The following is a 20,096-nucleotide window of genomic DNA, read 5'->3' as shown; positions in this document are numbered from 1 at the left end:
CCCATCAATGACGCCTTCGAGCTATTTGCGGCTCGGCTCTAAACTGCTACTTTCCGGGCAGTCAGATCACTTCAGGGGAAGAGGACAAGAACAATGCAACCTGATTTCTGGAACGACAAACGCGCCCCTGGCGTGCCCAACGATATCGACCTGTCCAGCTACAAGTCGGTAATCGAGGTGTTTGAGCGCTCATGCAAGCGCTTCGCCGACCGTCCGGCCTTCAGCAATCTCGGCGTCACGCTGAGCTATGCCGAGCTGGATCGCCTCTCCGCGGCCTTCGCCGCCTACCTGCAGAAGCAAACCGACCTCAAGCCGGGCGACCGCATCGCGGTGCAGATGCCCAACGTGCTGCAGTATCCGGTCGCGGTGTTCGGCGCCATGCGCGCCGGGCTGATCGTGGTCAACACCAACCCGCTGTACACCGCCCGCGAGATGCGCCACCAGTTCAAGGATGCCGGGGTGCGTGCGCTGGTGTACCTGAACATGTTCGGCAAGCTGGTGCAGGAAGTGCTGCCCGATACGGAGATCGAGTACCTGATCGAGGCGAAGATGGGCGACCTGCTGCCGAGCCTCAAGGGCTGGCTGGTCAATACCGTGGTGAAGAAGGTCAAGAAGATGGTGCCCGACTACCATCTGCCGCAGGCCATCCCCTTCAAGCAGGTGCTCAAGCAGGGGCAGGGCCAGGCGCTGACGCCGGTCAGTGCCAGCCATGACGATATCGCCGTGCTGCAGTACACCGGCGGCACCACCGGCGTGGCCAAGGGGGCCATGCTCACCCACGGCAACCTGGTGGCCAACATGCTGCAGGTCGACGCCTGCCTGTCGCAGCTCGGGCCGGACGGTACGCCGCTGATGAAGCAGGGCCAGGAGATCATGATCGCGCCGCTGCCGCTGTATCACATCTATGCCTTCACCGCGAACTGCATGTGCATGATGGTCAACGGCAACCATAACGTGCTGATCACCAATCCGCGCGACATCCCGGGTTTCATCAAGGAGCTGGGCAAGTGGAAGTTCTCCGCGCTGCTGGGCCTCAATACCCTGTTCGTCGCGCTGATGGATCATCCGGATTTCAAAAACCTCGACTTCTCCAGCCTCAAGGTCACCAACTCCGGCGGTACCGCGCTGGTCAAGGCGACTGCCGAGCGTTGGCAGCAGATGACCGGCTGCACCGTGGTGGAAGGCTACGGCCTGACCGAGACCTCGCCAGTGGCCAGTACCAACCCCTATGGCGACAGGGCGCGCCTGGGCACGGTCGGCATTCCGGTGCCGGGCACGGCGTTCAAGGTGATCGATGACGACGGCAACCAGCTGCCGGCCGGCGAACGTGGCGAGCTGTGCATCAAGGGTCCGCAGGTGATGAAGGGCTACTGGCAGCGTGAGGAAGCCACCGCCGAGGTGCTCGATGCCGAAGGCTGGTTCAAGACCGGCGACATTGCGGTGATCGATCCGGATGGTTTCGTGCGCATCGTCGATCGCAAGAAGGACATGATCATCGTCTCGGGTTTCAACGTGTACCCCAACGAGATCGAGGACGTGGTCATGGCGCACCCGAAAGTCGCCAGCTGCGCGGCTATCGGCGTGCCGGACGAGAAATCCGGCGAAGTGGTCAAGCTGTTCGTGGTGCCGCGCGATGGCGGTGTGACTGTCGAAGAGCTCAAGGCCTACTGCAAGGAGAACTTCACCGGCTACAAGGTGCCCAAGCACATCGTGTTCAAGGACTCGCTGCCGATGACCCCGGTCGGCAAGATCCTGCGCCGCGAACTGCGCGACATCGCCTGACCCAGAAGCCCCTTCCCGCTGCAGGGAAGGGGCTTTCCCGCCCCCGCTGCCACTGGCAGCCCGATTGTTGTGATTTAGTAACCGCCAGTGCCTGTTGCATGCTCTACCGCACTGCATCGGTCACACTTACGCGCTAGGCTGCAAACGCTGCAATATGCGAGCTAGAGGCTTTTCGCGGGCTATCGGCAGAAAAGATAGGTCGTGACTTTTCCGAGTTTTATAGTCACTTTTGCGACTGTTCTGGCCAGGTTTGATGCTGGTGAGCCTCTGGCAAAGCTGCTACTCTCGGCGCGCTTCCGGGCCGTGGGCCAGCGGGATAGCGAGCTAAATACACAACAAACAACCGCCGTCGCGCGGTGAAGATCAGCTGTTGCTTAGGAGTGGGCTTCCATGACCGAAAACTTCTGGAAGGACAAGTATCCCGTTGGGGTTGCTGCCGAAATCAATCCCGACCAGTACCCGAATATCCTCGCGGTACTGCAGGAGTCCTGCCAACGCTTCGCCGACAAGCCTGCTTTCAGCAACCTGGGCAAGACGCTCACCTACGGCGAGCTCTACAAGCTCTCCGGTGACTTCGCCGCCTACCTGCAGAAACACACCGATCTCAAGCCCGGCGACCGCATCGCCGTGCAGTTGCCCAACGTTCTGCAGTACCCCATCGTCGTCTTCGGTGCCATGCGTGCCGGTCTGGTGGTGGTCAACACCAACCCGCTGTACACCGCGCGGGAGATGGAGCACCAGTTCAACGACTCCGGCGCCAAGGCGCTGATCTGTCTGGCCAACATGGCCCACCTGGCCGAGCAGGTCGTACCCAAGACCGGCGTGAAGACGGTGATCGTCACCGAAGTCGGCGACATGCTGCCGACCTTCAAGCGTCTGCTGGTCAATGCCGTGATCAAGCACGTGAAGAAAATGGTGCCGGCCTACCACCTGCCGCAGGCCGTCAAACTCAACGACGCCCTGGCCAAGGGCCGCGGCCAGAGCTTCAGCGAAGCCAACCCGAGCAACGCCGATATCGCCGTGCTGCAATACACCGGCGGCACCACCGGCGTGGCCAAGGGCGCCATGCTCACCCATCGCAACCTGGTCGCCAACATGCTGCAGGTCAAGGAGCTGATGGGCGCCAACCTCAATGAAGGTTGCGAGGTGCTGATCGCGCCGCTGCCGCTCTATCACATCTATGCCTTCACCTTTCACTGCATGGCGATGATGCTGATCGGTGGCCACAACATCCTGCTGACCAACCCGCGCGACCTGCCCTCGGTGGTCAAGGACCTGGGCAAATACCGCTTCACCGGTTTCGTCGGCCTCAACACCCTGTTCGTTGCCCTGTGCAACAACGAGGACTTCCGCAAGCTGGACTTCTCCAGTCTGAAACTCACCGTCTCCGGCGGCATGGCCCTGCAACTGGCCACGGCCGAGCGCTGGAAGGAAGTCACCGGCTGCGCCATCTGCGAAGGCTTCGGCATGACCGAGACCAGCCCGGTGGCCACGGTCAACCCATTCAGCGCCATCCAGCTTGGCACCATCGGCATCCCGGTGCCCTCGACGCAGTGCAAGATCGTCAACGACGACGGGCAGGAGCTTCCCATCGGCGAGATCGGCGAGCTGTGCGTGAAAGGCCCGCAGGTGATGAAGGGTTACTGGCAGCGCCAGGAAGCCACCGATGAAATCCTCGATGCCGAAGGCTGGCTAAAAACCGGCGACATCGGCCTGATCCAGGAAGACGGCTACCTGCGTATCGTCGATCGCAAGAAGGACATGATTCTGGTGTCCGGCTTCAACGTCTATCCGAACGAGCTGGAAGACGTGCTGGCGACCCTACCGGGCGTGCTGCAGTGCGCCGCCATCGGCGTGCCGGACGAAAAATCCGGCGAGGCGATCAAGGTGTTCGTGGTGGTCAAGCCCGGCGAGAGCGTGACCAAGGAGCAGGTGATGGAGCATATGCGCGCCAACCTCACCGGCTACAAGGTGCCCAAGGCCGTCGAGTTCCGCGACGTGCTGCCGACCACCAACGTCGGCAAGATCCTGCGCCGCGAACTGCGTGACGAAGAGCTGAAGAAGCTGGGCAAGAAGTGATGGATGCCCGCTGAAACGAAAACCCGCTGCGGCGGGTTTTTTGTTGCCTGAAAAAGTAGCGCTGAGACGGAACGCCGCAGGCGGCGCGCTAATTTGCCGCTAACGGGCTCCCATCTACGGCTATTTTGTTTGTTCTGGATATTCATTCTGTTGCGCGGCTCGCTGGTCATACCAGTTTTTGCGTTTCTCTGTTCTTTTGCTGTCGTGCTATTGGCAATATGCCAGCTCTATAACATCAAAGCGCCGGTAAAGGTGTACTGCCAATGATCTTCTCGCTGCGTCTGCGTTCCAAAGTGCTGTTGCTGGCTTTGGGGCCTATCTGCCTGTTGACCCTGTTACTCAGCACTATCGCGTTCGTCGTTCTCGGCAATTTGGCCAATCAGCAGGAGGCCCAGACCCGGGCCAAGCTGGTGGCTGACCGCAAGGCGGAGATCAAGCAATACGTCGAGCTGGCGCTGAACGCGATTGCGCCGCTGTACCAGGCGTCCGCAGATGGCGACATGAATGCGCGCGCTCAGGCCGTCGAGGTGCTGAAGCGCTTGTCATACGGCGCGGATGGTTATTTCTGGGGGTATGACAACGACGTCCGCCGCGTGCTGCAGGGCAACACCAACGATCGCATCGGTGAGGACTTCAGCGGTTACCGCGACCCCAACGGTATCTACGCCATTCGTGAGCTGGTGCGAGCTGGCACCGACAGCAGCCATTACGTCGACTACAGCTTCGTCCTCGGCGACAGCAAGGTGCTGGTGCCCAAGGTCGGCTTCTCGCACTACCTGCCGAAGTGGAAGATGGTCTTTGGTACCTCGGTCAATCTCGACGGCGTGGAGCGCGACGTCCAGGCCGCGCGTGCGCAGTTCCAGGAGAGCGTCGACCGCTTGCTGATGGTCATGGCCGGCTCTGCCGTTGGCCTGCTGCTGGTGCTGGCCCTGTTGTCTATGCCGCTGGCGGCGTCGATCACCAAGCCGGTGCAACTGATCAAGAGCAAGCTCGATGACATGGCCGCTGGAGAGGGGGATCTGACCCAGCGTCTGCCGGTCACCAGTCAGGACGAGCTGGGGGAGCTGGCGACGTCATTCAATGCCTTCGTCGCCAAGATTCATGCACTGGTGCAGCAGGTGTCGGTGACCACCGACCAGCTCTTCGGCCTGGTCGGCGGCGTGTCCAGCCAGGCCCAGCGCTCCGAACAGGCCATGGCCGGGCAGCGTCACGAGACCGAGCAGGTCGCCACCGCCATCAATGAGATGTCCGCTGCGGCCCATGAGGTGGCGCAGAGCGCCCAGCGCGCCGCCGAGGCTGCGCGCGAGACGGACCAGCAGGGGCAGGAGGCCAAGCGGGTGGTCGATGGCAGCATCGCCCATATCCATGATCTGGTCGGTGAAGTGCGCAGCAGCAGTGAGTCGCTGGACAGTCTGCGCCGTGACGTACAGGGCATCGTCAGCGTGCTGGAGGTGATCCGCGCGATCGCCGACCAGACCAACCTCCTGGCGCTCAATGCCGCCATTGAGGCGGCGCGCGCGGGCGAGGCCGGGCGTGGTTTTGCCGTGGTGGCCGATGAAGTGCGCGCGCTGGCCAGCCGCACCCAGCAGAGCACGGGCGAGATTCAGGGCATGATCGACCGTCTGCAGAATGCCACTGGCGAGGCGGTCGCGGCGATGCAGCGCGCCAGCCAGATGGGTGACAGTACCCGTGAGCAGGCCGGCCATGCCGGCGAGGCGTTGGACAGCATCGCGGTGCTGATCGGCACCATCAACTCGATGAACGCGCAGATCGCGAGCGCCGCCGAGGAGCAAACGGCAGTGGCCGAAGAGATCAACCGCAGCGTGCATCAGATCGCCGTCGCGGTGGACGAAGTCGCCAGCGACGCAGCGCAGGGTGCCCAGGCCGCTCGCGACCTAGACGGCCTGGGCGGACGCCTGCAGGGCCTGGTCGGTCAGTTCCGCGTCTGAGTCTCGAGCGCTTCAGTCCGTCGCGACGCCCAGGGTGCGGCGTTCGTGAGCGGGGCTGAAGCGCACCGCCATGGCCATCAGCAGCACGGTTGCCAGCGCCATCAGCTGCCAGCTCAGGCTCAGGTCCGCGCTGTAGCGGCGCAGCACGCCAGCCAGCAACGGCGCGCACGCTGCAATCAGATAACCGCCACCCTGGACGAAGGCCAGCAGCTCGCCAGTCTGCTGCGGATCCTCCAGGTGATCCTGCGCGACGACCAGCGACAGTGGGAACAGACCGCCGATACCGACACCCAGCAGCAGGGCGACGAGTACCACCAGTGTCTGCGGTGCCAGCTGCAGGACGATCAAACCGGCAAGAAGCGACAGCAGCACCAGCGCCAGCAAGGGTCGTCGATCCGGGAAGCGAGACAGCAGGCTTGAGAGCAGCAGGCCGGCGACCACCTCGCACAGTGTCAGCGCGGCCAGCAACAGGCCACTGGCCTGAGCGCTCCAGCCCAGGGCCGTGTAGTAGGGCGGCAGCCAGGCCAGCACCAGGGTGTAGCCGGCCGTGCCAATGCCGAAGAAGCTCATCAGCAGCCAGGCTCTGGGCCAGCGCCAGGGCACGAGCGGCGGCGTGGCGCTGGCGACGGTTGCCGGTCTGGCCGGCGCCGCACGACGCCATATCGCCGCGCCGAGCAGGGCCGGCAGTGCCCAGCCCGCCAGGGCCCATGACCATCCCACCGACTGCGCCAGCCATGGCGTGAACGCCGCACCGAAAGCGGCGCCTGCCATGATCGCGCAACTGTAGAAACCGATCAGGCGGCCGCTGTCCGCGGCGAAGCGCGACTTGATCAGGCCAGGCAGCAGCGCCTGAACGAAGGCGATGCCGGCACCGGCGAGCAACGCGCTGATGATCAGCGTGTTGCCGTCGGGCAGCAGGCCACGCAGCAGGCAGGCGAAGGCGATCAGCAGGGTGCCGAGGAAAATGCCGGCGCTGTCGCCAAGACGTCGACGCAGCGGGCCGGAGGCCAGCGCCCCCAGCCCCATGATGACCACGGGCACGCTGGTCAGCAGGCTGGCACCGACAGAGCCCAGGCCGGTATCGAGCTGGATGCGATCGAGCAGCGGGCCGATGGCCGCCAACACCGGGCGCAGGTTCAGGCCGAGCAGGATGATCGCGATCAGCAATAGATTCTCGCGCTTCACTGCTGGGCCTCCTGCGCGCTGCGCCAGGCCACCAGCAGCACGCCGGCGACGATGCACAGCGCGGCCAGCAGCATGCTCAGGCTGCCCTGTTCACCGAGCAGGCCGATGGCGATGGCCGCGCCAGTGATCGCCGCCACCGAACCGATCTGGCTGAGAAATACGGTGCCGGCCAGGTTCTGCAGGATGAAGAACAGCGCATAGACCGCCGCGAACAACAACATCTGTGCCGCCAGCAGGCCAACCGCCTTGGCACTGCCCAGATGCGGCGCGAAGTCGACGCCGAGCAGGGCGGTGGGAATGAGCAGCAAGGCGCCGCCCAACAGCATGCCGGGCGCCAGCGACAGCGGGCTGGCGCCACTCGGCCAGTAGCGGGCGCGGTAGATATTGCCCAGTGCCAGGAACACCGGCACGCTCAGCGCGCCCAGCACCCACAGCGTCGGGCTGTCGCCGCTGTTGAGCTTGCCCAGCGCCAGCAGCAGGCTGCCGGCCAGACCGATGCAGATGCCCAGCAGGCGGATGCGACTGAGTCCTTCCATGCGCAGGGCCAGGGCCAGCAGGTAGGTGATCAGTGGCGGGAAGGCCAGGCACATCGAGGCGAAGCCGGCTCCGACATGGCCGATGGAGCTGAACAGCAGGGCGTTGGGAACCGCGATGCTGAGCAAGCCGGAGGCCAGGTAGTAGCGCTGTTGAGGCAGGCTCATGCCGGGCCGTTCCCCCCGCAGCCAGGCGAACAACAACAGCAGCAGACCACCACCGAGCAGGCTCCAGAGCAGGAAGGCCATCGGCTGCCATCCGCTGCCGCTGGCCAGCTTGACCAGGTTGCTGGTCAAACCCATCAGCGTACCAATGGTGAACAGCAGCGAAACGGCCAGAAATGGCCGATATTGAGTGCCCGACATGCGCGTGCCTCCTTGGGGTGAATACGCTACGATGGCAACATTCTTTTTGAAAAGTATCTTGATAGCAAGATAAATCGGGGGCGATATGCAAGACCGCGCACAACTGGCCGCTGAACAGTGGCGACGCCAACGACCCGATCTCGATGGTTTCGCCATGGCCGTGATAGGTCGCCTGGGCGAACTCAGTCAGGTGATCAGCCGCGACCATCTGCTGCCGTTCTTCGCCGAACACGGGCTGCAGGCCGGCGAGTTCGACCTGCTCGCTACCCTGCGGCGCTCGGGTGAGCCTTATGCGTTGATGCCTACCGCGCTGTACGAGAGCGCGATGATTTCCTCGGGCGGCATGACCAGTCGCATCGACCGTCTGGAAAAGGCCGGGCTGATCGAACGGCGCAAACACCCCAGCGACCGCCGTGGCGTGCTGGTGGCGCTTACCCCGGCCGGGTTCGAATTGATCGACGGTATGCTCGCCGCCCATGTGGCCAACCTGCAGCGTGTGCTCTCAGGATTGACCGCCGACGAGCAGCGGGCGTTGCATGAATTGACCGGCAAGTTGCTGGCGGGCCTGATGCCGCGAGACGCAGACTAGAGGCCGTAGCCTGGGGCTTTGCCGTTGCGTGTTCGTCAATGTTCTTCATCAGCGATGTCCTTGCGATGCATGCGCCAGCGAGGCGATCGGTGCCACTGCCATGAAGCACTCATGCGACAGCTGAGATGATCTGACAGTCGTGGACGTCGACTGCCAGATCAACACGCTGTCATCATTGCTTGGCGATGCCGGTCTGGACGTTTCAACGGCCAGCCCTTCGATACCCTCGACCTCAAGGCGCCGGCATGGCCAGGTCGAAGGCACCGCTCTGGTCTAGCGCCTGGATATGGTAGACCTGCGGTTCTGCCGCGAAGCAGTGCTCCAAGCCCATCATGAACAGTCGGTGGTCTTCACTCGCCTCGAAACGCGGCGTGTGATCCTCGAGGGTTTGCCACCGCACGATCAGGTTGAAAATCTGCGGGCTCTCGATCCCTTGCGCGAGCATGTGGCCGTCGTAACCCTTCGCGCGTTGCAGCAAATGAGTGACGTCGGCAAAGGCACGTCTGAACGCTTCGATGTGCCCGTCGCGGATGGGCAGTAGGGCAATTTCATGAACCATGGGAAAGTCCTCTTGTGAGTTGGGCGTAAGCACTTACGGGATGAACGATGGCTCGACGGCGATCGCGATTTTTCCCCGAAGGCCGTTGTTGGCGCTTTCCAGCAGCGCGTGAGCGCGCGGAATGTCGGCCAGCGAATAGACGGCGCCAACGTGTGGGCGCAGCTGTCCGCGCTCGACCAGGGCGCTGAGTTCATCGAGCTTCCCGCGGTTCTGTCTGGTGAAAACGAAGTGGAAACTCGCGTTCTTGCCCCATGCCTGAATCACATTCTGCGGTTGGGCAATGTCCACGATCGAGACCACGCGACCGAGCTGGGCAAGCGCGTCGGGGCTGCGCGACAAGGTGTTGCCGCCGATGGTGTCGAAAATCACATCGACACCAAGGCCATCGGTTTCCCGCAAGACGGCATCGACGTAGTCCTCTTTTTCGTAGTCGATGACCACGTCGGCGCCCACGCTTCGCGCGAACTCGAAGTTGGCTTCGCGTACGGTGGTCAGCACCCTGGCGCCCATGGCCTTTGCCAGCTGGATCGCCACATGACCAACGCCACCTGCGCCGCCGTGCACCAGAATGCTTTCACCCACCCTGAGCGCCGCGCGCACCACCAGTGCTTCCCACGCCGTTCCGCCGACCAGCGTCAGGCTTGCGGCTTCGAGATGGCTCAGCGAGGCAGGTTTCTTGCCGATAATGCTTTCGGCTGCGACGTGGTATTCGGCGTAGCTGCCCGGGCCGTCGAAGATTTGCGGGGTGTACCAGACCTCGTCGCCCGGCTCGAAGCTGGTCACGCCAGGGCCGACCGCTTCGACCACGCCGGATACGTCGTGTCCGGTGATGCTGGGCAGCGGCACCAGGTCGGCGTAATCACCGCGGCGGACCTGGAAATCCAGAGGATTGATCGAGGTCGCGTGAACCCGCACCAAAACCTGCCCTGCGTTCGGCACGGGTTTGGCGACGTCGCTCAGCTCGAACGATTCAGGGCCGCCAAATGATTTGAGGATTTGCGCTTTCATAAGAACTCCTTGTTTCTGGAAAAAGGGATATCGGGAATTTTCGATGTGTAATGGTAGTGATTTATCGCTGCTTGCTATGCGTTCAGGCCATGTTGGACCTCGCTACGTTAAAAAGGAATATCGGTATTTTTCGATATTTACAGGTAAAAAATTACAGCTCTTTGCCGATGATCTCGGCAAGCGCGCGGATATTTGCTTCGTTGCGTTTGTAGTAGGTCCACTGCCCGATACGCCTGACTTCGACCAGGCCGGCCCGTTGCAGGGTCGCGAGGTAGTCGGACACCGTCGACTGCGACAGCCCGACGCCTTCCTGGATGCTGCTGACGCATACGCCCACGGTATGAACATCCCCTTCATCCTGCGGAGGGAAGTTCTTAGCGGGATCCTTCAAGCCCCTCAGAATGTCGAGGCGCGTGCGGTTCGAGAGGGCTTTGAATACGTCGATCAGTTCCATGGCGCGATAATATCGGCTTTTCCCGATATGTCAATGCTGTAACCCGAGGCTTTTCGTTAGGCATTTGCTTGATCCGCATCTGCCGTCACCCGAGGGACGTTTTGCACTTCAATTGCACGCAGCCCGATGAGCTTGCGCCAGCAGCGCCGCTCAGTCTGGTAGCGCGGCTTTCTGAGAAAATCAGCGGAGTTGACGTTCGGTAGGAGAGCCTGCCGTTCCGGTAACTGCCGCTGCTTACATTCGGTGATGTTCCAGCAGAAAATCCACGAACACCCGCACCCGTGCCGGCATTGCCGAGCCGCCTACGAACACCGCATGAATCGGCTCCCTGTCGCCGGGGTTGAAGGCTTGCAGCAGTGGTATCAGGTCGCCGCGCTGGATGTCTTCGGCCACGCTGAAATCGCCGATGCGCGCGATGCCGGCGCCCATCCGGGCGAACTGCGCCAGCGCCTCGCCACTGCTGCATTCGATGTTGCCGCACACCTTCAGGGAGAACGCCTGGCCATCGCGGGTGAATGGCCAGTTGGGCTCGGCGCGGCGGAAGTTGAAGCGCAGGCAGTTGTGCTGGAGCAGGTCTTCCGGTTGCTGCGGCGTGCCGTGGCGCCGCAGGTAGTCAGGGGAAGCGACCACCACCTGGCCGGTGTCGCCAACTTTTCGTGCGGTCAACGGGCTGTCCGGTAGAAGGCTGAAGCGCACGGCCACGTCCGCCTGGCCGCCGAGAATGTCGACCACTTCATCGCCCAGGCTGAGGTCGACGGTGATGTTCGGGTAGCGCGCGCTGAACGCCGCCACCAGCGGCACGATGGTCATCCGGCCATGGCCGAGCGCAGCACTGACACGCAAACGGCCTCGGGGTACGCCTTGGTCAGCGATGGCTTCTTCCACTTCCGCCATATCGGCAAGGATGCGCCGGGCACCACGCAGGTACGCCTCGCCCTCGGCGGTAAAGGTGATTGCGCGGGTGGTGCGCAGCAGCAGGCGCGTGCCGAGGCGCTGCTCGGTACGGGCGATGATTCGGCTGACCGCCGAAGGTGTCAGCCCCAGTGCACGCGCAGCAGCGGACAGGCTGCCTTCCTCCGCCACGCTGGCGAACACGAGCATTTCGCCCGACCTGCCGTTGAAGTCCATTTGTGCTCCGTAAGCAAAGGTGTTTGCCAGAAATGCCATCTACCGCCGGCAAGGTTTCGATCCTAGCATTCGCGGCATAGATGAGGAGACTTCCATGCGTATCAATCCACCACTCGTTGCACTCGCTATCGGTGCCTTCGGCATCGGCGTCACCGAGTTCGCCCCCATGGGCATGTTGCCGGGTATCGCCAGCGATCTCGGTGTTTCCATTCCCGCTGCCGGCCTGTTGGTCAGCGCCTACGCCCTCGGCGTACTGCTCGGCGCGCCGTTGATGACCCTGACCACTGGCCGGATTCCCCGGCGCTACCTGCTGATCGGGCTGATGGCCATCTTCACCCTGGGCAACCTGATGTCGGCCCTCGCCACCGATTACACCAGCCTGTTAATTGCGCGGGTCGTGACCTCGCTCAACCACGGCGCTTTCTTTGGCGTCGGCTCCATCGTCGCCGCCAGCGTGGTCGCACCAGACAAACGTGCCGGGGCGGTGGCGGCGATGTTCATGGGCCTGACATTGGCGACCATCGGCGGCGTGCCGCTGGCGACCTGGTTCGGTGAGTTGTTCGGCTGGCGTACGGCTTTTGCGGGTATTACCGGCCTGGGCGTATTGGCCATGCTCGCGCTGTGGTTCGCGCTACCCAACGTGCCGCTGCCAAAGAGCGACGGCGTGCTGGCGGAAATCCGCGTGCTGGGTCGCGGCCCGGTACTGGCGGCCCTGGCCCTGACCGTGATCGGTTCCAGCGCAATGTTCACCGTTTTCACCTACATCGCGCCGATCCTCAGCAGCGAGACCCAAGCATCCACCGCCTTCATCACCTCCATGCTGGTGCTGTACGGCATCGGCCTGACGCTCGGCAACATCTGGGGTGGTAAAGCGGCGGATAGCTCCGTCGACCGCACCCTGATCGTCTCGCTCGGTGCGCTGATCCTGGTCTTGCTGGCCTTCACCGTGCTGATGCGCTGGCCGCTGCCGGCAGCCGTGGCCATCCTGATCTGGGGCATCGCCAGCTTCGCCATCGTGCCGCCGCTGCAGATGCGCGTGATGGAGGCCGCCAGAGAAGCGCCCAACCTGGCCTCGGCAGTGAATATCGGTGCCTTCAACCTCGGTAACGCGATTGGCGCGGCTTTGGGCGGTGCGGTGATCAATGCCGGGCTGGGCTATCCGGCGATTTCACTGGCCGGTGCAGCGATGGCCGGGCTGGGACTGCTGATGGTGCTGGGGTTTGCCTGGCGCTCCAGGGCGGTGGCGGCTGCGGTGGCGTAAAGGCAGGCAACATGGATCAGGGCGGCTGCGGCTTGAAAGGAACTGCAGTTTGCCCCCGATTCTCCGGGCGCTGGCGGGTATTTCCGCCAGGCTCCCGCTAAACCGTCGGCACCGTCCCTCCGTCAATGACGAATTCCGTACCAGTGATGGACGCGGCGCGGGGGGAGGCGAGGAAGGCTATGAGATCCGCCACTTCGTCCGGACTGGATGGGCGACCGAGAGGGATGCCCCCCAAGGCCTGCATGATGAGTCGTTTGCCGCCTTCATAATCGGTGCCGGCCTCCTGCGCGAGCCGCTCGGCCAGGGCGACCGATGCTTCGGTTTCGACCCAGCCTGGCGATACCCGCACCACACGGACACCCTGAGGCGACACTTCTTTCGACAGGCTCTTGCTGTAAGTGGCGAGCGCCGCCTTGGCTGCGGCGTAGGCGGTGGTGGCTTCCGCCAGAGGCAGGTGGCTCTGGATCGAGGTCACGTGGATGATGACGCCCGCCTGGCGTTCCAGCATCGCCGGGAGCAGGGCGCGATCCAGGCGCACGGCTGGCAGCAGGTTGAGATCGAATTCGCGCTGCCACTGGTCGTCGTCCAGTGCCGCGAAGCCGCCAGCGGGGGCCGATGAGCCGCCCAGCACATGGATGATGATGTCCACCTCGCCCAGGCGCTTGCATGCTCCATCGACCAGGGCGTCGCAGCCTTCACGCGTCGACAGATCGGCCTGAATGAACAGTTCATCCGGAAGGTCCTGGCTCACCTGGCGCGCCGAAGTCAGAACCTTGGCGCCTTCTGCGACGAAGCGCTTCACTACCGCACGGCCGACACCCTTGGTACCACCGGTGACCAGTACGTGCTTGCCGGTCAGGTCGAGGTTCATCACGGTGCGATCTCCAGCGAGCGGATCTGGCCATCCGTGAGTGCGAACAGGTGTTTGAGCAGCACTGGGCTACCGGGGAAGTCGCCAACTACCCGTGCGGTAACGCTCAATCCTTCACCTCGTTGTGAGACATCCACGGGCTCGACGCGGTAGCTGGAGGCCTGCCGAGCCTCCCGTTGCCACGCCACGATGGCGTCGATGCCCTGGTGCGTGCGTTTCTCGTCGATCACCGTGGCGTCCGGATGGAAGCAAGTGGCAAGGCGTGACAGATCGTCGCCATTGCTGATTGCGAAGTAGGTGTTTACGGCTTCGGGCAGCTGCAGGTTCATGGCCTGTGTCCTCTCGTAATGGGCGGGGGCGCTACGGGAGTGATCTTGCTGCTCAATGGATAATTTGCTCAACTGGGACAGAGTTAATGACCTATCCCGAATAGCAGGATAATCCAATGGCTGACCCGCGCCTGGGCCTCAATGAATTGGAAGCGGTGCTGGCCGTGGCGCGCCGGGCCTCGTTCCGCCAGGCCGCCATCGATCTCGATGTATCCACCACCGCCTTGAGCAACACCATCGCCAAGCTGGAGGCCAGCCTGGAAACCCGCCTGTTCAATCGCACCACGCGCAGTGTGTCGCTGACCGAAGCGGGGGCGCTGTACCTGGAGCAGGTCGGGCCGGCGTTGCAGGACGTTCGTACGGCGCTTGAAGCGGTGCGTTCGCATAATGCCGGGCCGGCGGGGACACTGCGCATCAATGCGTTTGCCAGTGCGGCCCGCGCAACCCTGATGCCGCTGGTGCTGGAGTTTCTGCAGCGTTATCCGCACGTACACATCGACATGGTGACCGAAGGACGTCTGGTGGACATCGTCGCGGGCGGGTTCGACCTCGGGGTGCGCTCGGCGAACCTCGTGCCCAGCGACATGATCGTGATCCCCCTTGGGGCACCGCAACGCTACGCCGTGGTCGGCGCGCCGGGATACTTCGAGCAGCACGGGCGACCGCGCACCCCGGCTGATCTGCTGCGCCATGCCTGTATTCGCATCCGCCTGCCCAACGGTGCGATCTATCCCTGGCAATTCGAGCGGGCAGGGGAGGTAACGAGACTCGATGTCGCCGGGCCGCTCACGCTCGATGAGTCCGGCGTGGCCAAGGCTGCGGTGCAGGCGGGGGTAGGGCTTGGCTTCTTCATGGAGCAGGACGTGAAGGCTGAAATCGAGGCCGGGCAGTTCGAGCGGGTGCTGGAGGGCTGGACCCCGCCTCTGGAGAGGCTGTGCCTCTACTACCCAAACCGCCGCAATCCGTCTGCAGCACTCAAGGCCTTCACTGCCCTGGCGCGGGCGAACTTGGCCGGCAAGGACGAGCTGGGTTGAACACCAGGCGTGAGGGCGATTTTGCCAAGAGCCGTTTCCCAGATTCTCACGCGTCTTCCGGTTTAAGCCTTCGCAGCAGGACTCAAGCGAAAGCTGACACCCATGCGGTTGAACGCGTTCATGGCTGCGATGGCCGTCGTAAGGTCGACCAGATCTTTCGGGGTGAATGCAGACGATGCCGCGGCATAAGCCTCGTCGGAAACATGCGTTTCGCCGACCAGGGTCACTTCTTCCGTCCAGGCCAAGGCGGAACGTTCCTGCTCGGAAAACAGATGCGCGGCCTCATGCCAGACCGGCACCAGAACGAGCTTCTCTACCGACATACCTCCCTTGATCAGATCTCGTGAATGGATATCGATGCAGTGCGCGCATCCATTGATTTGCGATGCCCGCAAGAACACGAGATGTATGAGCTGAGGCGGCAGGTTCGTTCCGGTGGTGACGTAATGGTGCAGCCCGCCCAGCGCTTTAGCTGCACCGGGTGAAGCCTCAAACCAGTCAAGACGAGTCATAGAGCAGTACCCTTTGTGGATGGGGGGTCAGTAAGGTCTGCTCAATTAAGACAACTAAGAGGATCAAGGTATTGAGCCAATTAAAGGCTTAATGAATGGTCCACTTTGCGGAAGGGCCGTTGTGGACTTTGATGAGGCAGAGCGTGGGAACGATCATGAAGAGGCGAGGGCATGCCCTCGCCTGAGTCGTTACAGCCGCAATTCCGTCCGTAATGCCTGATGCTCGCCGCCCAATGGCGAGCAAAGGCGCTGGTGAATGCGGCTGAGAAAACCCAGCTCGAAGGCATGGCGCTGTGCGCCAGGCGGGTACAGCTGCCGCTCCAGCAACAGATTGGCCCACAGCCAACCGCTGTTTGCGTCGTCCAGCCAGGCCTGCGCGGTTTGTACGCCGTGGCCGAAGCTCGCCTGGCAATCTGCATTCCAGCCAAATTCGGCAGGCGGTTGCCCGTCATGGCCGGGCAGATAGGTGAGATAACGTTGCAGTTCAATCATGCTCGGCCCTCCCGGCTGCCTGGGCGATGGCTCGGCGGTAGAGCACAATCAACTCGCTCAGCAGCGCATGGGTGGTACTCGCTAACTCCGGCTCCGGCATTCGTCGTAACAGCTTGGTCAGCAATGCCGCCCGATACTCGGCTGCTGCCTGCAACGAGCACTCGTCGGCCACATGGCTATGCAAGGGATTGCGTGGCGTGGGAAAGGGGATAACGACGGATTCAGACTTGGTCATGCAGCACCTCCAAAACGGAAGTCGACATGACAGCCAACAGCCCAGGGCGGAGCCCTTGGGTAAAAGGGGGATAGTGCATTTTCCATATGCTCCTTCGTGGATTTAAGGAGCCGCGTTCCATTCGCTACCACACGATATGGAGGCGGACCGTGCAAGGGTGGTAGACCGACCCACGAAGGACGCCGGCCAGGCCGAAGCCTGCCTCACACGGCCCGCCATAAATGCGCGAGAAAACAGCAGGCACAAAAAAAGCGCCTGCTCTCGACTATGGCGCTACCGCGCCTTCGTGTGAATCGGGCTACCACACCCGGTCACGGGATTGACCGTGACGGGGCGGACTGTAGCGCGGGGTGCAGGGCAAGGCAAGGTGTGGAGTGGTTGCTATCGGCCAGAGGCAGACGACGTTAGGCTCGTAAATAAATCTGTCCCCTATGGGTACGATTTCTAACCATTTTTTAAGTGGTCGCAGCCTAGTGCTCTGGTGAAAAATATCGCTTCGTAAGAGCCAACCCTCTAGGACGGCCAGTGGTCAATCAGGTGCAATCTCAGACGCAAAAAGCGATGATGTCACGACGAGCTATTCGCGAGCCAGAATAGGAAAGGTGATGACCAACCGCTCAGACACTCCTCCAGGGTTATGACCACGGCCTGAAAGCATTCTGACTTAAACGAGCGTTGGCATATCAGTGCACTGACGTAATTAACAAGTTCCGATTCTCAATGACTATTAGACTTTGAATCGGATCACTATTCAGGTGATGGAGAAAACTTGGCATGATTGGAGCGCCGAATGTTCAAAACTGATTCTAGAGGGAGCCACGAGGGTCCCCATGGAGATGCTTTGTCGTTGCGTGGTGAGTCTAATGCTTCAGCTTCACTTATCACTGGAACAGACTTCCCTTGCCTTGATATACGTAAAACCAAGATCGCACTTAACTCAGCCGTAAATCATGACAAGGGCTACCTTCCCTTGACTAGGTATTACGGCAGTAAGCGTAGACTTGTCGACTGGATGGTTGGCGAATTCCAAAAATATGAGTTCCAAACGGCGCTTGATGTTTTTGGAGGGACATCCACGGTGTCCTTAGCTTTAAAGAATTTAGGCAAGCAAGTCACTTACAATGACATACTGGAGTCAAATCGGGTTACTGCTACTGCGCTACTTTCAAACCAGCCATGCCTTACGAGTCAAGATGATCTAGAAGATTTTTTTTCAAAGATTATTCCCGAGCATGGGTTTGTTTCTGAATACTTCAATGGTATCTATTATACTTCCGAAGAGAATAACTGGCTTGATGGCGCCATCAATGAGTTGAGCAAAATCAAAAATACATTAAGAAAGTGTGAAATATTGTATTGCCTAATGCAGGCATGTTTGCAAAAGCGACCCTTTAATCTTTTTCACCGCAAAAATTTACATCTTAGACAGAATAATACTAGAGACACTAAATTCGGTAACTGGGCGACTTGGGAGAAACCATTTTCGGTTCTTATTCATCGTGCGCTGGGTGAAATAATCAAAGCGCGACAACCCGCCAAGTATGACCCCATTATTCTGCCCTGCACTGACGCTATTGCGCTTCCTTCGGGTTATGACTTTGTCTACCTTGATCCGCCATATATTCCACTTAGAAAGCAAGATATATCCTACATGGACAGATATCACTTTCTTGAGGGGCTTTGTAATCCAAGTCAGTGGAAAGACAAGATTGATTTAGCGAAGATAAATCGACCAATACCATGCCCAGAGGATATGTCTAAGTGGATAAGCAAGGTGCAATTCAAGGATCATCTATTTACTTTGATTGAGAAGCATAAGGGTTCGACAGTTTGCCTTTCTTATGTTCACGATGCGTATCCTGGCGTGCAAGAAATTAAGAGCTTTTTTTCGACAACATTTAGGCATACTGTTTTACTTGAGCATGACGTGCCACACGCATTAAGCAAAAAGACAAAGAAGGAAATTATTTTAATAGGGAGATCGTGATGGAAATGTCAAGGTTGAAGTTTGTAGTGCAAGCACCTCTCTTGTACTTTGTGGTGCTGGTGATAATTACGCTGAGCATAGGTGCCATGCTCTACTATACAAATGCAAATGCTGATGCTCGGTATATTGGTGTTCTAAGTGGTCTCGTGACGGGCTTAGGTATTGCAGCAATACAATTTTTCACGCAATACATTGAGCAAAATACCTTGGCTGAATATAAGAAGCATGGTCTGGATGAGTTTCTTCCAAATAGAAAAGATGCAGAGTACTATCGTAGGCTTATAAAGCAGACAGAGGTCGGAGATAAAATTGTAGTTGTGGGCGTCACGTGTAACAGGTTACTTGATGACTTCGCCAATGCTGCAAATGACCAATCACAAGATCTTCTGGAAGCAATGGCGCGAAATGTCGACGTGACTTTGCTTCTGCCTAAGATAAAATATCTTGCTGAACCGAATCTCTCGGATTTCAACAATAAAACCCTACCCAGGGCGCAGGCACTCGAAGCGAAGTACCCCTCAAATTTTAAAATTCGCTATTATGACTTTGAACCTTCACACAGTATCTTTCTCGCTGGCTCATATTGCATAGTTGGTCCGATATTTGAAAATATACCAAGTAGAGATACGCCGGCCATAAAGTTTCACAAGGATGGTCGCTATATAAAGCCATACCTCCAATACATTAATGATACAATAAAAAATTCTTCGCCTGATCATGAGTGAGAGAATAAAAATTACAGCTCCTGGGCGCATTCATGTCAATTTATTTGATATGAGTAATAGCGGATACCGCCAAAATGGCGGCATTGGATTTTGCATAACTGGACTGGATACGATAATCGAGTTTGTTGCATGCAAAGATTTTAAAATAATCGACAATCGAACTGTCGGTTATTCGGATCGAGAAAACGATGCTTTAATAAACTTCTTAGAACGGCTATATGCATCGCGCGCGTATGTGCAGAAATTCTGCCTAACATTTTTATCCGGCCCAGCGCCGCACAGTGGATTTGGAACTGGCACATCTACCCGATTAGCTTGCGTTGAGGCTGCATACCATTTTAATCACGTGGATCTCGATATAAAGCAAGTTGTGTTGGCGTCCGGGAGAGGTGGAACTTCTGGAGTGGGGGTTAATACCTATTTTAGTGGAGGTATGAGTATAGATCTCGGGGTTAAGTCTACCGGCTTGCAGCTAGCTCCATCTTCCGCAAGGCAAGGTCCATCTATCTTGCCAACTCAAATACTGAGTCTGCCTTTGCCGATCAGTTGGCAAGTTGGAGTAATTGTTGCACCGAAAGCATATAGAATTTCAGCGGAAGATGAGATTAGTTTTTTCAAAAGAACTTGTCCTGTAGATCCTCTTTCAGTTCACCAGTCAATATATCATGCTATGTCAGGGATGGCATGCAGCGCAATTGAGTCAGACTTCGATACATTCTGTTCGGCAATTAACGCTATGCAGGGAGTTGAATGGAAAGAAGCAGAGTGGCGTGCGCAGGCGGACATCCTTACTGAGTTAAGAAAAACTCTGCATGAGGCGGGAGCCAAATGCGTTGGTCTTTCGAGCTTAGGCCCAGCTATCTATTTCATGTCTGATGATCTTGATGCAGTATTCGCCAATCTTAACTTGGCAAGTGACTGCTTACTGGCAAGGTGCTTTCCCAATAACTCAGGTAGGACTTTAGAAATTGATTAAACTTTTCTTTCTGTCCTCAAATCTAACAAAGATAGCCCACTT

Annotated in this window: 20 protein-coding genes and 1 pseudogene; 10 read left to right on the top strand and 11 right to left on the bottom strand. The window is 59.5% G+C overall.

Annotated features, from left to right (window positions below; all coding sequences use genetic code 11):
* Positions 1-93: 93 nt before the first annotated feature.
* From fadD2 to B2U07_RS23020, 4 genes and pseudogenes are all read left to right on the top strand, one after another.
* Entirely contained in the window at positions 94-1,782 is a 1,689-nt protein-coding gene (gene fadD2, locus B2U07_RS04785) for a long-chain-fatty-acid--CoA ligase FadD2 (RefSeq protein WP_275544511.1), read from the top strand.
* A gap of 390 nt (positions 1,783-2,172) precedes the next feature.
* Positions 2,173-3,861, top strand: a complete 1,689-nt coding sequence (fadD1, locus tag B2U07_RS04780) for a long-chain-fatty-acid--CoA ligase FadD1 (protein WP_296276069.1) — start codon at positions 2,173-2,175, stop codon at positions 3,859-3,861.
* A gap of 263 nt (positions 3,862-4,124) precedes the next feature.
* Positions 4,125-4,952, top strand: a pseudogene (locus tag B2U07_RS23025) (cache domain-containing protein); the annotation flags it as partial.
* A gap of 102 nt (positions 4,953-5,054) precedes the next feature.
* A complete protein-coding gene (locus B2U07_RS23020) occupies positions 5,055-5,810 on the top strand; it encodes a methyl-accepting chemotaxis protein (RefSeq protein ID WP_419096321.1) in 756 nt (251 codons plus the stop codon).
* Positions 5,811-5,822: 12 nt separating this feature from the next.
* Here the strand turns inward: B2U07_RS23020 and B2U07_RS04770 are convergent, their stop codons facing one another.
* Both B2U07_RS04770 and B2U07_RS04765 read right to left on the bottom strand, forming a co-directional pair.
* Positions 5,823-6,995, bottom strand: a complete 1,173-nt coding sequence (locus tag B2U07_RS04770) for a cyanate transporter (protein WP_296276065.1) — start codon at positions 6,993-6,995, stop codon at positions 5,823-5,825.
* Positions 6,992-7,894, bottom strand: a complete 903-nt coding sequence (locus B2U07_RS04765) for a DMT family transporter (protein WP_296276063.1) — start codon at positions 7,892-7,894, stop codon at positions 6,992-6,994. The genes B2U07_RS04770 and B2U07_RS04765 overlap by 4 nt, the downstream gene beginning before the upstream one ends.
* Positions 7,895-7,979: 85 nt before the next feature.
* On the opposite strand from B2U07_RS04765, the gene B2U07_RS04760 reads away from it, so the two are divergent.
* Entirely contained in the window at positions 7,980-8,483 is a 504-nt protein-coding gene (locus B2U07_RS04760) for a MarR family winged helix-turn-helix transcriptional regulator (RefSeq protein ID WP_296276061.1), read from the top strand.
* Positions 8,484-8,715: 232 nt separating this feature from the next.
* On the opposite strand, the gene B2U07_RS04755 is transcribed toward B2U07_RS04760, so the two are convergent.
* The 4 genes from B2U07_RS04755 to B2U07_RS04740 form a co-directional block, all read right to left on the bottom strand.
* Positions 8,716-9,042 carry an antibiotic biosynthesis monooxygenase family protein gene (locus tag B2U07_RS04755; RefSeq protein ID WP_296276059.1) on the bottom strand — a complete coding sequence of 109 codons (327 nt, stop codon included), beginning with the start codon at positions 9,040-9,042 and terminating at the stop codon, positions 8,716-8,718.
* A gap of 33 nt (positions 9,043-9,075) precedes the next feature.
* A complete protein-coding gene (locus B2U07_RS04750) occupies positions 9,076-10,050 on the bottom strand; it encodes a zinc-dependent alcohol dehydrogenase family protein (protein ID WP_296276056.1) in 975 nt (324 codons plus the stop codon).
* Between the two features lie 151 nt (positions 10,051-10,201).
* A complete protein-coding gene (locus B2U07_RS04745; RefSeq protein WP_296276053.1) occupies positions 10,202-10,504 on the bottom strand; it encodes an ArsR/SmtB family transcription factor in 303 nt (100 codons plus the stop codon).
* Positions 10,505-10,738: 234 nt separating this feature from the next.
* Positions 10,739-11,632 (bottom strand): LysR family transcriptional regulator, encoded by an 894-nt coding sequence (locus tag B2U07_RS04740; protein ID WP_296276050.1) that lies wholly within the window; start codon positions 11,630-11,632, stop codon positions 10,739-10,741.
* 94 nt (positions 11,633-11,726) lie between these two features.
* Here B2U07_RS04740 and B2U07_RS04735 point away from each other — a divergent pair, with 94 nt between their 5' ends.
* Entirely contained in the window at positions 11,727-12,893 is a 1,167-nt protein-coding gene (locus tag B2U07_RS04735) for an MFS transporter (protein ID WP_296276048.1), read from the top strand.
* A gap of 97 nt (positions 12,894-12,990) precedes the next feature.
* On the opposite strand, the gene B2U07_RS04730 is transcribed toward B2U07_RS04735, so the two are convergent.
* Both B2U07_RS04730 and B2U07_RS04725 read right to left on the bottom strand, forming a co-directional pair.
* Positions 12,991-13,764 carry an SDR family oxidoreductase gene (locus tag B2U07_RS04730; protein ID WP_296276280.1) on the bottom strand — a complete coding sequence of 258 codons (774 nt, stop codon included), beginning with the start codon at positions 13,762-13,764 and terminating at the stop codon, positions 12,991-12,993.
* Entirely contained in the window at positions 13,764-14,093 is a 330-nt protein-coding gene (locus B2U07_RS04725; protein WP_296276045.1) for a nuclear transport factor 2 family protein, read from the bottom strand. The genes B2U07_RS04730 and B2U07_RS04725 overlap by 1 nt, the downstream gene beginning before the upstream one ends.
* A 116-nt stretch (positions 14,094-14,209) precedes the next feature.
* On the opposite strand from B2U07_RS04725, the gene B2U07_RS04720 reads away from it, so the two are divergent.
* Positions 14,210-15,127, top strand: coding sequence for a LysR family transcriptional regulator (locus tag B2U07_RS04720; protein ID WP_296276043.1), 918 nt, complete (start codon positions 14,210-14,212; stop codon positions 15,125-15,127).
* A gap of 62 nt (positions 15,128-15,189) precedes the next feature.
* Here B2U07_RS04720 and B2U07_RS04715 read toward each other — a convergent pair whose 3' ends face one another.
* From B2U07_RS04715 to B2U07_RS04705, 3 genes are all read right to left on the bottom strand, one after another.
* On the bottom strand, positions 15,190-15,639 hold the full coding sequence (locus B2U07_RS04715; RefSeq protein ID WP_296276042.1) for a carboxymuconolactone decarboxylase family protein: 450 nt from the start codon (positions 15,637-15,639) through the stop codon (positions 15,190-15,192).
* A 189-nt stretch (positions 15,640-15,828) separates the two neighbouring features.
* Complete coding sequence (locus tag B2U07_RS04710; protein WP_296276040.1) at positions 15,829-16,131, bottom strand: LasR-specific antiactivator QslA; 303 nt, start codon at positions 16,129-16,131, stop codon at positions 15,829-15,831.
* On the bottom strand, positions 16,124-16,366 hold the full coding sequence (locus B2U07_RS04705; RefSeq protein WP_296276038.1) for a hypothetical protein: 243 nt from the start codon (positions 16,364-16,366) through the stop codon (positions 16,124-16,126). The genes B2U07_RS04710 and B2U07_RS04705 overlap by 8 nt, the downstream gene beginning before the upstream one ends.
* A 790-nt stretch (positions 16,367-17,156) precedes the next feature.
* Here B2U07_RS04705 and B2U07_RS04700 point away from each other — a divergent pair.
* From B2U07_RS04700 to B2U07_RS04690, 3 genes are read left to right on the top strand one after another with little or no spacing between them, the layout of a single operon-like run.
* Positions 17,157-18,353, top strand: coding sequence for a DNA adenine methylase (locus tag B2U07_RS04700; RefSeq protein WP_296276036.1), 1,197 nt, complete (start codon positions 17,157-17,159; stop codon positions 18,351-18,353).
* 26 nt (positions 18,354-18,379) lie between these two features.
* On the top strand, positions 18,380-19,078 hold the full coding sequence (locus B2U07_RS04695; protein WP_296276034.1) for a hypothetical protein: 699 nt from the start codon (positions 18,380-18,382) through the stop codon (positions 19,076-19,078).
* On the top strand, positions 19,071-20,054 hold the full coding sequence (locus B2U07_RS04690) for a beta-ribofuranosylaminobenzene 5'-phosphate synthase family protein (RefSeq protein WP_296276032.1): 984 nt from the start codon (positions 19,071-19,073) through the stop codon (positions 20,052-20,054). The genes B2U07_RS04695 and B2U07_RS04690 overlap by 8 nt, the downstream gene beginning before the upstream one ends.
* The last annotated feature ends 42 nt before the right edge of the window (positions 20,055-20,096 follow it).

Origin of the sequence: Pseudomonas sp. UBA7530 (assembly GCF_002479365.1) — a bacterium.
Classification (GTDB): domain Bacteria; phylum Pseudomonadota; class Gammaproteobacteria; order Pseudomonadales; family Pseudomonadaceae; genus Aquipseudomonas.
This window is presented reverse-complemented; position numbering and strand designations above follow the sequence as displayed.